This window comes from Paraburkholderia agricolaris (genome assembly GCF_009455635.1).
GTDB classification, from domain to species: Bacteria; Pseudomonadota; Gammaproteobacteria; order Burkholderiales; family Burkholderiaceae; genus Paraburkholderia; species Paraburkholderia agricolaris.
This window is the reverse complement of record NZ_QPER01000001.1, coordinates 242,661-255,632: the sequence shown is the minus strand read 5'-3', so window position 1 is coordinate 255,632 and position 12,972 is coordinate 242,661. Positions and strand designations below refer to the sequence as shown.

Genomic DNA, 12,972 nt, shown 5'->3' with positions numbered 1-12,972 from the left:
CCATGACAGCGGGCATCGACAACGAAGACGACGAGGCCGCCGTGCCGTCACCCTGCATCAGCGTGTGCAGGATGGACGCCTCCACCGGCTGGTGCGAAGGCTGTTTGCGCACCATCGACGAAATCGCCGGCTGGTCGTTGTTCGACGACGACGCGAAGCGCACGGTCTGGAACGCGATCGAGGAACGTCACGCGGAATTCATGGCCAGACAGGCAAAGGTCCAGCGATGAACGCCGCGCCTCGCATCGTGACGGTCGGCGAAACGTTCAGCTCGACGCTCGAACTCTCGGCGGAATCGGTGAAATCGTTCGCCACGCTCGTCAACGACCTCAACCCGCTGCATCACGACGACGCCTATGCCGCGCAAAGCCGCTTCGGCGGTTTGATCGCATCGGGCACGCAACCCACCGCGTATTTCATGGCGCTGCTGGCCACCCATTTTTCAACCTACGCGCAGCCGCTCGGACTCGAGTTCGATATCAAGCTGAAGAAAGCGGTCCACGCGGACGATACGCTGACGATCACCTGGCGTGTGCGCGACGCTTACTGGAAGCCGAGTCTGAACGGCGATCTGACGCATCTCGAAGGAAGCGTGGTGAATCAGCGTGGCGACACCATGCTAATCGGCACGTCGACCATTCTTGTGATGGCGAAATCCGAAGCGTCGGCGGAAACGAACGCGAACACAAACGCACCATGATCACACTGCCTGAATCGATTCGAGTTTTCGAACGCGGCTGGCTTTCGTCGAACAACGTACTGCTGGTTGACGACACGTGCGCCGCGCTGGTCGATACCGGCTACGCGACGCACGCGCCGCAAACCGTCGCGCTGGTGAAGCAGGCGCTCGGTGCGCGCGCGCTCGATCTGATCGTCAACACACACCTGCATTCGGATCACTGCGGCGGCAACGCGCTATTGCAGTCGACATGGCCGTGCCGTACCGCGATTCCCGCATCCGAAGCCGACGCGGTGCGCGACTGGGACGAAACCCGTCTGACGTTTCGCGCCACCGGCCAGCGCTGCGAGCGCTTCACCTTCACCGGGACGATCGCACCCGGCGCGCAATTGCGGCTCGGCGCGCTCGACTGGCAGGTGCTCGGCGCGCCGGGCCACGATCCGCATTCGTTGATGCTGTACTGCGCGAGCGAACGCATCCTGATCAGTGCGGACGCGCTGTGGGAAAACGGCTTTGGCGTGATCTTTCCCGAACTGGAAGGTGAAAGCGGTTTCGCCGAAGAACAGGCGGTTCTCGAAGCCATCGCGAAGCTCAACGTGCGGCTTGTGATTCCAGGGCACGGCTCGCCCTTCACGAACGTCGACGAGGCGCTTGAGCGGGCGTTTTCACGCGTCGCGTGGCTACGGGCCGACCCGGCGCGTAACGCGAAGAATGCGTTGAAGGTGTTGATCGTGTTCAAGCTGCTCGAAGTTCGCGCGATGCGCTTCGACACCGTGCTGCAAATGCTCGATGACGCCGCCGTGATGCACGCCGCCGCATCGATGCTCAAGCCGCGCGGCGAATGGTCCACGCTGGTGCATGCGATCGTTGAGGAATTGGCGGCGCAGAACGGGCCATTGGAAATCGACGGCGAGCGTATCGTCGCGCGCCGGGGTTGACGCGACACGCACGCAGAACACCAGAACCGTCGCCACAAAAAGAAAGCCGCTCGACCATCATGGCGAGCGGCGGAAATTCTGTCGGACGTGATCAGCGTCGGTACGAATGATACGCGTGCCGGTTTTTTGACCGCATCAGTGATTTCCCTACAGAAGCTTGACGCCGCCTTTTAAACCCGCATACAACCCCTGCTACGAAACACCGTAGTGGCGGCGAACGGGATCTCATTGGTTCGTCGATACGAACAATGCATCGCATTTTTGCTCCGGAATCCGTACCATTGTCTGCTGATGCAACGGCACAGCGGCCATCACATCAGGTTGAGGACAGGCGTCTTTGCGGCACGATCCGCCAGCCGAGATTCACGCCGGCCGCCGCGAGCAGGATCAGCACCGCGCCGAGCACCTGAATCCATGCGAGCTTCTGCCCGAACGCAACCCGGTCGACAATGATCGCCACCACCGGATAGATGAACGACAACGCACCGGTCATCGAGGTCGGCAGCTTCTGGATTGCCCCGTAGAGCAGCACGTACATGAGTCCCGTATTGACGATACCGAGCACGATCAATTCGAGCCACTGCACGCCACTGGCCGGCAGCGCGTCGAAGCGCACAAACGGCGCCAGCATCACGACGCCGAGCGATACCTGGATCAACGCAATCAGATGCGGCGGCGTGCCCTTCAGGCGCTTCGTGATGATCGACGAAATCGCATACATCGCCGCCGCGCCCACGGCATAGGCAACCCCGACCAGATAATGACCCGGCACCGCCAACACCGCCGGTTCAACCTTCACCACGAACACGAGACCGACAAACGCGACCACCAGCCAGGCTACAGTCGACGCGCTGATGCGCTCGCGAAACACCAATGCGCCGAGCGCGACCAGCATAAACGGCTGCGTGTTATAGACGGCCGTTGCCATCGAAATCGACGCACGTGAATAGGCTGCGAACAGCAACAGCCAGTTGATGACGATCGCCGCGCCGCCAAGCAGCGCGAGGCCGAGCATCTTCCACGAAAAGAGCTTGCGCCTGAACAGGCCGAGCACCGCGCACACGAGCGCAAGCGTCGCGCCGCCGAAGATGCAGCGAAAGAACACGACATTGAACGGGCTCTGCTGCGACGACACCACCAGCCAGCCGATGGTGCCGGACATCAGCATGGCCATGCTCATTTCCGCCGCGCCGCGGCGAATCTCATTTGACGCCATGATTCGATCCTCGAATGGATTCCTGCATGAGAAGCAGTGTAATTAATCCGGCGACCCGAATACATGGCTAAACTTAAGTCTTCCTGCAGAGGAACCTAATAATCGAAGGCCATCATGTCTAAACGCCTTGCTCCCGCCACACCCGCGACACTCGATGAAACCGACCGCGCGCTGCTCGCCGCACTGGCCGCAGATGCTCGCCAGCCGGTCAGCGAACTGGCGCGTCTGGTTGGCCTTTCAGCGCCGAGTACGGCCGAGCGCGTCCGAAGACTCGAAGCGCAAGGCGTGATCGAGCGCTTTACCGTGCAGATCGATCCACGCGCGCTCGGCTTCACGTTGCAGGCCATCGTGCGCGTAAAGCCCTTGCCCGGACAACTGCATCTGGTGGAAGACGTGATCCGGCGGATTCCGGAATTTGTCGAATGCGACAAAGTGACGGGCGACGACTGTTTCATCTGCCGCCTCTATCTGCATTCGATCGAGCAGCTCGACGAGATTCTGTCGAAGGTCACCGAGCGCGCGGAGACCAGCACCGCGATCATCAAGTCGACACCGATCGCGCGCCGCTTGCCGCCGCTGGGCTGAGGCAGGCGCGCTGCCTTACACTCGCGCCTGCCTGAAAGGCTGCCGCCTTGCGTATGAAGCGCAGCGACTTACTGTTCAACCGCTTCGAAGAACGACAGCATTTCCGCGACCAGTTCCTCCGGCGCTTCTTCAGGAATGTAATGCCCGCACGGTAGTGAACGCCCGCTCACGTCCCGCGCGACGTGACGCCATTCCGCCAGCGCGTCGAAACATTTCTCGATCACGCCCTGCTCGCCCCACAGCACACGCAGCGGACAACCGATCTTGTGGCCACGCTCGATATCGGCCCGATCGTGTTCGAGATCGATGCCCGCCGAGGCCCGGTAGTCCTCGCACATTGCATGCACGGCGCCGGGTTGTGCCAGCGCGCGGCGATACGCGTCGAGCGCTTCGGGAGCGAACGCCGCCAGGCCGGCGTGACGGCTCCCCATCACAGCGTCGACATACGCGGCCGGGTTCGCGCCGATCAGCGTCTCCGGCAGCGGCTCCGGCTGAATCAGGAAGAACCAGTGGAAGTAGTACGTCGCGAAAGTGCGGTCGGTGGCTTCGTACATCGCGAGCGTGGGCGCGATGTCGAGCAGCATCAAACGCTCGACGGCGTCGGCATGATCGAGCGCCATCCGGTGCGCAACCCTGGCGCCGCGATCGTGGGCGCACACCAGGAATCGTTCGAAGCCGAAGTGGCGCATCACGGCGACCTGATCGGCCGCCATTGAACGTTTGGAATACGGCGTGTGGTCGGCGTCGCTCGGCGGTTTGCCCGAGGCGCCGTAGCCGCGCAAATCGGTAGCGATGACGGTAAAGTGCTGCGCCAGTTGCGCGGCGCACCGTTGCCAGATCAGATGCGACTCAGGATGACCGTGCAACAACAGAAGCGGCGGGCCCGCTCCGCCCTTCACTCCGAAAATATCGACGTCGCCCACGGCGACACGAAAGGGCGCGAAATCCTCGAAGGCCATAGCAGGTCTCTTGTGTTTGGAAGTCAAACCATTGTAGGAGCGCAATGTGTCCAAGCGGAGTGGGATAGCCCACGCAAGCATAGAACCTGAACACTCCTTCCAACTGTTCAAAACGCACAGGGTGCTACAGCTTCGCCTATAATCGAACGATCGTTCTTAAATTTTTGGGCGACTGTGGTGAACGCGTGGTGAGATCGTGGCGGCTGCCTGAAGCCGGTCAGTTTCGACGCACCCGAGGCCATGTGCCGCTAAACTCATTATCGCCGGGCGCCCCGTGCCGCACCGGTCCGCTTATCAGGAGACTCGCATCATGGCATTGCCCGCCGTCCTGCAAAAACTTGCGCTGCCCGTCGTCGCTTCGCCGATGTTCATCGTCAGCTATCCCGAACTCGTGCTGGCTCAATGTAAGGCCGGTATCGTCGGTTCATTCCCCGCGTTGAATGCCCGGCCGGCCGAACTGCTCGACGAATGGCTCACGCAGATTCAGGCCCAGCTCGCCGAGCACAAGGCAGCTAATCCCGACGCGATCATCGGACCCATCGCTGTCAATCAGATCGTTCATCAGTCGAATACGCGGCTCGAGCACGACGTGCGTGTATGCGTCGAGCACAAGGTGCCGATCTTCATCACCAGCCTGCGCGCACCGGCGCGTGAAATCGTCGACGCGGTGCATAGCTACGGCGGCATCGTGCTACACGACGTGATCAATCTTCGGCATGCGCAGAAAGCACTGGAAGCGGGCGTCGACGGGCTGATCCTGGTAGCGTCGGGTGCCGGCGGCCATGCGGGCACGACCTCGCCGTTCGCGCTGGTGGGCGAAGTCCGGCGCATGTTCGACGGCCCGATCGTGCTGTCCGGCTCGATCGCCAACGGCGGCTCGATTCTCGCCGCGCAGGCCATGGGCGCGGACCTCGCCTACATGGGCACGCGTTTCATCGCGACCAAAGAGGCGCACGCGGTCGACAGCTATAAGCAGGCGATCGTCAATTCCACGGCGTCGGACATCATCTACACGAACCTGTTCACCGGTGTACACGGCAACTACATCCGCGAAAGTATCGTGAACGCGGGGCTGGACCCGGACGCGCTGCCGGAATCGGACAAGACCGCGATGAACTTCGGCAGCGATAAGGCGAAGGCGTGGAAGGACATCTGGGGCGCAGGCCAGGGCGTCGGCCTGATGGACGATGTGCCCAGCGTCGATGAGCTGGTCCAGCGTTTGGCGAAGGAATATAACGACGCCAAAGCGCGGCTCGGCATAGCACGGTAAGTTGCAATAACAGGCGCAGAAACGGCAGGACGGCGGTGACCGAACGCAGGCGCCGCCCGACATAGCCAGGCAACGTGCCTAGCGAACCGCCAGTGCCTTGATCTGCTCGAGCGAAGGCCAAAGCGATTCATTGGCAAAACGGTCGGCCAGGAAGTCGACAAACGAGCGCACCTTGGCCGACAGATGCCGACGGCTCGCATAAACCACATGGATCGGCAACTCGCGCGGCGGCACGTCGTCCACCAGCAAGGGCACGAGGCGCCCGGCCGCCAGATCGTCGCCGATCACCTCGGTGCCGAGCATCGCGATTCCCGCGCCTTGCAGTACGATCACGCGCTGCGCCTCCAGGTGGTTGACGATCAGATTTCCGGTTAATCGCACGCGCGACGAAGCATCGCCGGTTGCGGGTGCGATTTCGAGCGCGGACACGCCTGCGTACTGCAGATAATTGTGACGCGCCAGCTCGGCGACGGTCTTTGGCGTGCCGTGCCGGCGCAGATAGGCGGGCGACGCGCACAGCACCAGATGAGCAGTCGCAATCTGCCGGGCAATCAGCGAAGACGATTTCAGCCCGCTCGGCGACGCCCGGATCGCCACGTCAAAACCTTCGTCGATCAGTTCCACTACCCGGTCGGACAAGGTCATGTCGACGGTGACCTGCGGATACTGTGCGGCATAGTCGGCCACGGCGGCCATCACGTGGCTCAAGCCGAACGCCGACAACGACGACACCCGCAAGCGTCCCTGCGGCACGACGCTCGCCGCGCCGACCACCTGTTCGGCTTCTTCGAGTTCGGTGAGCACCTGGCTCAGGCGCTCATAGTATTCGCGGCCCGCCTCGGTCGGTGCGACGCGACGCGTGGTGCGGTTGAGCAAACGTGCGCCGAGTTGCTGTTCGAGGTGCATGACGTGCTTGCTCGCCATGGCCGCCGACATCTCCATGCGTTCGGCCGCTCCGACAAAGCTGCCGACTTCAACCACGTGGCGGAACACTTTCATGCTGACGAGGGTATCCATCTCAATCGCTCGCTTCAGGAATCAATCGACGCCATTCTGCCGGGTTTATCAAAAGCCGGGCGGCAAATCGAGCCGATGCGCAAACGAAGAATGAACGCCAGAAGCGCCAAAGCCCACCTTCCTGGGAAGGTGGGCTTTGGCGGTGTTGCGCGTTGCTGCGTATTGCTGCGTGTCAGTGCCGGTATCAGCCGGCATGGCGTCTCGCGGCATCCGCTTGCAAATGCCGCCCGCCTCGACCCGGACGCCTAGAACTTGGCGCGCAGGCCGACGCCGTACGTGTCGCCGCTCGACTGGCTGCTGATCTTGTCGTACATATAAGCCGCGTAGATATCCGTGCGCTTGGACAGCGGGTAATCGTAGCCAATCGATGCCGTCTGGCGAGTCTGGTTCAGGCCGCCGCCGTCGCGCGAATAGGCATACGACGCCATCACCGAACCCGGGCCGGCCGGTACCGTTACGCCGCCCTGACCCGTATTCACGTGCCAGCTCGAGATGGTCTGCTGGTTATACGTGTACATGTATTGGCCGTAGAACTTCACGAACTTCAGGTCGTACGTCACGCCGGCTTGCGCCACGCTCTGGCTCTTCAGCCCCGGAACGCCCGACGTATCGAAGCTGCCGAGGTCGCCCGGCACGTTGTTGAAGTTCACGTACTGGTACACCGCGGTCGCTGCGAACGGGCCGTGGAAGTACAGCACCTGGCCGCTCCACTTCTTCGCGCCGTTCTGGCCCGCGGTATTGCCGAGTGCGTACATCGCGGTCGCGGTCAGGCCGTTGAAGTTCGGCGACGAGTACGACACTGCGTTGCTCCAGCCCGAGTCGCCGGTCACGCCCTGATCGGTCGTGTAGGTCGGGAACGTGCCGAGACCGAGATACGTGTGAGCGATCATCGGCGAGAACACGTACGAGTCGATGAACGGGTTGAACAGAATCGTCGACACGAACAGCGGCGTGGTCAGACGGCCTGCCGTCACCGTGCCGTAGGGCGATTCGATACCGACGTACGCGTTACGCGAGAACATCGTGTCGCCCGTGAAGCGGCCGTACTGGCCGTTCTGCGCGAGGAAGAAGCCTTCGATTGCGAAAATCGCCTTGTAGCCGTTGCCCAGATCCTCAGCCCCCTTCAGGCCCCAGTACGACGTGGACATGCCGCCGCCGGATACCTGGACCGAGGTCTTGTTGCCCGGGAATTTCTGCGCACCGACCCACTCGTCGACCTGGCCGTAGAGTTGCACGCTCGATTGCGCAAAAGCAGATGAGGCACTGGCCAGCAGAGCGGCACACGCGGTTGCCTTGAGGGTGGTCTTCAGCGCACGGCTGATGCTTGTTTTCATGGGTTCTCCTGTCTTTGTCAAAAGGGTGTGGCTGTGCGAAAGGGGGCGCTCGCGCGAACCGTTGTTGTTGTCCGTTCGATCATCGAGCCAATCTGGGCGAGACCATCTTTGCGGACCATTTTTATGGACAAAAATATCGTGGGTTATTGCGGGTATAGCGTTCTGATTAGTTTTGTCATTTATCAGCCTGATAAAGCTGTCGCGGCGCATGCCGTCACCGCATCGCGGCGGACTTCGCGGTTCGGCGCAAAGCGTTACTGAGATTGCGCCCGACCGGTTGATAACGGCTCAGATGACAGGTGGATGACGCGCCGCGCCAAAATCGCTCGAATTTGACAACGGGTCACGATTTGCTGCCGGATGTTTTCAAAAAAGTGTGGCGTCGAAACGTCACATTGACAGGGGGTTTTGAACAGCAGTGGCGTGTAATCCCGCAGTAAGCCGGTTTGAGAGCCGGAGATGCGGATTTCGCGGTAGGAACCAGGGAAATTCGGTGGGACGAAAAGCGCTGTGGGAGCACCTTGAGCGCGGGCGACGAACTCGACGCCCACGCGGTGATTAGTTGCGGTACGGACCTTCCTGCTGACGTGGGTCATCCCCCGGACGCTGCATGGCGCGCGCGGCACCGCGCTCTTCGTTATACCGGGCGACGTCGGCACGAATCGAACCGGTGCGAATTGGCGCGTTAGGCGGTGGCCGCGGTACCCCGCGCGATTCGGCGCTGACCGGTGTCATAGCGTCGGCGTACTGCATACCGCCGCGGCCGTCGTTGGGATATCCACCCGGGCCGGCCACACGGCGCATACCCGGATTGTAGCCGCCAAAGCCGTTGCGGTAGTTGCCGGCGAAATTCGCGCCGCCACGCGGCAAGCGTGCGTTATTGTCGGCCACGTTGGTGCGAGGCTGCCTGACATTGGCGGCGCCATGGTAGTAGCCACCGTTGTGCGCATCGCCTCGCATTGCGTGGCTAAACACCGCATGCGAACCGCCGCCGCCGTGCGGCATGCCCGGCACTTTTGCGTAGGCGAACGAGCACAACGCAGTGATAACCGCGCCCAATGCCCAGTGCTTCGTTCTCGACAACCCGTCCACCAAGTGACTCACATGCCCGAAGAGCTGCCTGAAGCCCACCGTTCGAGCTGCGATGGACTTGTTCTGGGATCGGCGCACGCGCCGCATGTCTGCTGCGGCGCGGGGCATCCCGATGGCCTTTGATCAGTAATTTATGGTTGCCGGCAAAGGGTGTCGAGCCAAAAAGTGTTAGGCCTCGACGGCTGTTGTAACACCTTGTTACTGCGACGTTTTTCCGCGACAGAGCCCTTGCGCGAAAGCATTGAAACAGCTTGCTGGAACGGCTGTCCCGAGATCCGCGGAAGGTGCTTTCGCATGACGAATCCCCCGCGGATTTTTCGCCGGATTGTCAAAACGGCAGTGGACCAAACCGATGCGCTCGCCAATACTGGAACTGACCGTGAGCATGGACTGAGGCCCGCTGATTCAGCGTTTTAATGCGCAACGCTCATTAATCGATTCGGCAAATGAATTTGCATATTCAATCGGTTTTTAGCAACAATAGGCGTTTTTCATAGCCTGAGTCGGGCGCATTCGCGCGCCCCGCTTTTCGCATCACCGAATCGAGATTCCGCCATGGCTCGCCCGAAACTGCTTCCCGACAATTTCACCTTGTGTCTTGTGAGCACCGTGATCCTTGCCAGCTTCCTGCCGGTCCATGGGCAGGCCGCTGTCGGGTTCAACTGGGTGACGAACGTTGCAGTCGGCCTACTGTTTTTCCTGCACGGCGCCAAGCTCTCACGCGAGGCGATCGTAGCGGGCGCGACGCATTGGCGCCTGCATCTGGTCGTACTGCTCAGCACGTTCGCGCTGTTCCCGCTGCTCGGTCTCGCGCTTAAGCCGCTCCTTTCGCCACTTGTCACGCCGGCGCTCTATGCGGGGGTCCTCTTCCTCTGCACGCTGCCGTCGACGGTTCAGTCGTCTATTGCGTTCACCTCGATTGCCAAAGGCAACGTACCGGCCGCCGTATGCAGCGCGTCGGCCTCGAGCCTGCTGGGCATCTTCATCACCCCCGCGCTCGTCAGCCTCGTTGTCACCAATCAGGCTGCAAGCGGCGGCGCCTCGCCGTGGCATACGGTAGGCAATATCGTTCTGCAATTGCTGGTGCCGTTCGTGGCCGGACAACTGCTGCGCCCGCTGATCGGCAAGTGGATCGAGCGCAACCGCGGCGTGCTGAAGTTCGTCGACCAGGGCTCGATCCTGCTGGTGGTGTACGGAGCATTCAGCGAGGCCGTGAACGAAGGCCTGTGGCACCAGATCCCGCTGTCCGCGCTCGGCGGACTGGTGTTGATCAGCGTTGTGCTGCTCGCCCTCGCGCTGGCCGTGACGATCGTGGTCAGCAAGCGGCTCGGCTTCGACCGCGCCGACCAGATCACGATCATCTTCTGCGGTTCGAAGAAAAGCCTCGCTGCCGGAGTGCCGATGGCCAAAGTGATTTTCGCCGCGCACGCGGTGGGGGCCGTGGTCTTGCCGCTGATGTTGTTCCACCAGATCCAGTTGATGGTGTGCGCCGCGCTCGCGCAGCGCTGGGGGGCTCGCGACATGAGCGGTGAAACCCGCGCGGCCTCGCGCGAGCGGGCCGCCGCTGCCGTCGCGCGCCGGTGAATATGCGCGCAATGCAAACAGGACATTCATAAGCGCCCTCCCTGAGCGTCATTTGAAGAAAGCCGCCTTGTGCGGCTTTTTTGTTATTTCACGCTCAAATGCCGCCGCTGTCGCCTCAGCCGGACGGCATAGGCAAAGTCCTGGCCGCGGCAAACCCAGACGGTAGCGAGCCCGCCGCCGATACTGGCGGGCGCACCACGCCGGTGCAACGCTTCACTAAAAGTTCACTTAATTCCATGCCGGATAGGTCGATAAGTCGTAGGTCGATCGCTACGCCTAACTGCCATGCAACCTCGTTCGCCCTCCCGATCCGCTACGCCGCGCATCGAGGAGTTGATCGCCCGGCGTGATCTGTCCGCCGTATTCCAGCCAATCATCGATTTCGACGGCGGCGCGATCCTCGGCTACGAAGGTCTGATTCGCGGGCCGTCCGGCACCTCGCTCGAAGCACCGTTCGCGCTTTTTTCGCAGGCACTCGCCGAGGGCTGCACGCTCGAACTCGAGCAGGCCGCCGCACGCACGTGCATCGACGCGTTCGCGAGGCTCGATTTCGACGGCAAGCTGTTTCTCAATTTCAGCGCGGGCGCGATCCGCCGGCTGGCCGAAGCACGCGACGACACGCTCGCACTGCTGCGCCATCGCGGCGTCGATCCGCAACGGATCGTGATCGAGCTGACCGAGCAGAGCACGATTCTGGACGTCGCCAGTTTTGTGCCGGTGATTTCGGCGCTGCGGACCGAGGGCGCGCAATTCGCACTCGATGACTACGGCACCGCGAACGCCAGCATGAATCTATGGGTGCGCCTGCAACCGGACGTCGTGAAGATCGACCGATTCTTCATTCACGGCATCTCCAGCGATTCGCTCAAGTTCGAAGCCGTGCGCGCCATGCAGCACTTCGCCAACGCGAGCGGCGCCAGACTGGTGGCCGAAGGCATCGAGGACGAAGCGGATCTGATCGTGGTGCGCGACATGGGGATCGGCTGCGGGCAAGGCTATTTCTTCGGCCGCCCGCATGCGCAGCCGTCCCGCAGCGTCACCGACGACGCCCGCGACGCGCTGCTCTCCGGCCACATCGCCGTGTTCCCGGAAACGACGCGCACGTTGAGCAGCGCATCGCCGTCGGGCGGCATGGCGTCGGCAAAGATGATGGTGCATGCGCCCGCCTTACCGCGTCATGCCACCAACAACGACGTGCTCGAACTGTTCAACCGTCTGCCCGATCTGCACGCGGTGGCGGTGGTCGAGAACGACGAACCGGTGGCGCTCATCAACCGCCGCAGTTTCATGGATCGCTACGCACTGCCGTACCACCGTGAGTTGTTCGGCAAGCGGCCCTGCCTGCAGTTTGCGAACGCATCGCCGGTAATCATCGAACAATCGATGACCGTCGAGCAAATGGCCAAACTGCTTGCCAGCGACGACCAGCGTTACCTCGCCGACGGCTTCGTCATCACCGACAAACACGGCAAATACGCCGGTCTCGGCACCGGCGAGAATCTGGTGCGCGCGGTCACCGAGGTGCGCATCGAAGCCGCGCGCTACGCGAACCCGCTGACCTTCCTGCCGGGCAACATCCCGATCAGTTCGCACATCGCCCGCCTGCTCGGCAACGACGCCGGTTTCTACGCGTGCTATGTCGATCTGAACCACTTCAAGCCCTTCAACGATCAGTACGGTTACTGGCAAGGCGATGAAGTGCTGAAATTCGCGGCCGCCGTACTCGCCGACGTGTGCGACCCGACCCGCGATTTCCTCGGCCACGTCGGCGGCGACGACTTCCTGATCCTGTTCCAGAGCGAGGACTGGAATGACCGCGTACTGCGCGCGATTCACCTGTTCAACGAAGGCGCCCAGCGCTTTTACGCGCCCGCCGACCGGCTCGCCGGCGGCATCCACGGTGAAGACCGGCGCGGCAATCCGACCTTCTTTGGCTTCGTGACAATGGCGATCGGCTGCGTGCGCGTCGAGTCGGACGGTGGTCCGTCGTTCTATAGCAGCGAAGAAATTGCGTCCGTCGCGGCGCTGGCGAAGCGGCGCGCGAAGCACGAGGCGAGCGGTTTCGTGCTGATCGAGGCGGATGAGAGCGTGGCCCTGCTGCGCGGACAGGCCGACGTGGCGGCGATGTCTTTCGACTGAGTGCGCGAACGCGTCAACACCAGTATTGACACGTTGTTTAGTATTTTTACTAAACAACATAAATCAGACTAACACCCATACTTACGGGTATTTACGGGGGCGCATCGACGGTTTACGAGGCGGTTTTAGCGATGTTTTACTATACAATCGCCCGAACCC

Annotated in this window: 12 protein-coding genes; 7 read left to right on the top strand and 5 right to left on the bottom strand. The window is 61.9% G+C overall.

Annotated features, from left to right (window positions below; genetic code table 11):
• Nucleotides 1-2 precede the first annotated feature (2 nt).
• Genes GH665_RS01100 through GH665_RS01090 form a run of 3 tightly spaced genes read left to right on the top strand, consistent with a single transcriptional unit; the run spans nucleotide 3 to nucleotide 1,617 of the window.
• Nucleotides 3-230 (top strand): DUF1289 domain-containing protein, encoded by a 228-nt coding sequence (locus tag GH665_RS01100; RefSeq protein WP_030100002.1) that lies wholly within the window; start codon nucleotides 3-5, stop codon nucleotides 228-230.
• The gene (locus tag GH665_RS01095; protein ID WP_153134331.1) at nucleotides 227-700 is read left to right on the top strand and encodes a MaoC family dehydratase; all 474 of its coding nucleotides are present in this window, start codon (nucleotides 227-229) and stop codon (nucleotides 698-700) included. The genes GH665_RS01100 and GH665_RS01095 overlap by 4 nt, the downstream gene beginning before the upstream one ends.
• Complete coding sequence (locus GH665_RS01090; RefSeq protein ID WP_153134330.1) at nucleotides 697-1,617, top strand: MBL fold metallo-hydrolase; 921 nt, start codon at nucleotides 697-699, stop codon at nucleotides 1,615-1,617. Before GH665_RS01095 ends, GH665_RS01090 begins: the two co-directional genes overlap by 4 nt.
• Nucleotides 1,618-1,933: 316 nt before the next feature.
• On the opposite strand, the gene GH665_RS01085 is transcribed toward GH665_RS01090, so the two are convergent.
• A complete protein-coding gene (locus GH665_RS01085; protein ID WP_153134329.1) occupies nucleotides 1,934-2,833 on the bottom strand; it encodes a DMT family transporter in 900 nt (299 codons plus the stop codon).
• A gap of 114 nt (nucleotides 2,834-2,947) precedes the next feature.
• Here GH665_RS01085 and GH665_RS01080 point away from each other — a divergent pair, with 114 nt between their 5' ends.
• Nucleotides 2,948-3,418: an Lrp/AsnC family transcriptional regulator gene (locus GH665_RS01080; RefSeq protein WP_046567047.1), complete on the top strand. Its 471-nt coding sequence runs from the start codon at nucleotides 2,948-2,950 to the stop codon at nucleotides 3,416-3,418.
• Nucleotides 3,419-3,486: 68 nt separating this feature from the next.
• Here the strand turns inward: GH665_RS01080 and GH665_RS01075 are convergent, their stop codons facing one another.
• Nucleotides 3,487-4,377, bottom strand: coding sequence for an alpha/beta fold hydrolase (locus GH665_RS01075; protein ID WP_153134328.1), 891 nt, complete (start codon nucleotides 4,375-4,377; stop codon nucleotides 3,487-3,489).
• Nucleotides 4,378-4,687: 310 nt separating this feature from the next.
• On the opposite strand from GH665_RS01075, the gene GH665_RS01070 reads away from it, so the two are divergent.
• Nucleotides 4,688-5,647, top strand: coding sequence for an NAD(P)H-dependent flavin oxidoreductase (locus tag GH665_RS01070; RefSeq protein ID WP_153134327.1), 960 nt, complete (start codon nucleotides 4,688-4,690; stop codon nucleotides 5,645-5,647).
• Between the two features lie 78 nt (nucleotides 5,648-5,725).
• Here GH665_RS01070 and GH665_RS01065 read toward each other — a convergent pair whose 3' ends face one another.
• The 3 genes from GH665_RS01065 to GH665_RS01055 all read right to left on the bottom strand — a co-directional run bounded on the left by GH665_RS01065 (nucleotide 5,726) and on the right by GH665_RS01055 (nucleotide 9,090).
• Nucleotides 5,726-6,664: a LysR family transcriptional regulator gene (locus tag GH665_RS01065; RefSeq protein ID WP_153134326.1), complete on the bottom strand. Its 939-nt coding sequence runs from the start codon at nucleotides 6,662-6,664 to the stop codon at nucleotides 5,726-5,728.
• Nucleotides 6,665-6,909: 245 nt separating this feature from the next.
• On the bottom strand, nucleotides 6,910-7,998 hold the full coding sequence (locus GH665_RS01060) for a porin (RefSeq protein WP_153134325.1): 1,089 nt from the start codon (nucleotides 7,996-7,998) through the stop codon (nucleotides 6,910-6,912).
• A 558-nt stretch (nucleotides 7,999-8,556) separates the two neighbouring features.
• Entirely contained in the window at nucleotides 8,557-9,090 is a 534-nt protein-coding gene (locus GH665_RS01055) for a hypothetical protein (RefSeq protein WP_167530971.1), read from the bottom strand.
• Nucleotides 9,091-9,645: 555 nt separating this feature from the next.
• On the opposite strand from GH665_RS01055, the gene GH665_RS01050 reads away from it, so the two are divergent.
• Nucleotides 9,646-10,674 carry a bile acid:sodium symporter family protein gene (locus tag GH665_RS01050; protein ID WP_153134323.1) on the top strand — a complete coding sequence of 343 codons (1,029 nt, stop codon included), beginning with the start codon at nucleotides 9,646-9,648 and terminating at the stop codon, nucleotides 10,672-10,674.
• Between the two features lie 285 nt (nucleotides 10,675-10,959).
• On the top strand, nucleotides 10,960-12,813 hold the full coding sequence (locus GH665_RS01045; protein WP_153134322.1) for an EAL domain-containing protein: 1,854 nt from the start codon (nucleotides 10,960-10,962) through the stop codon (nucleotides 12,811-12,813).
• Nucleotides 12,814-12,972: the final 159 nt, after the last annotated feature.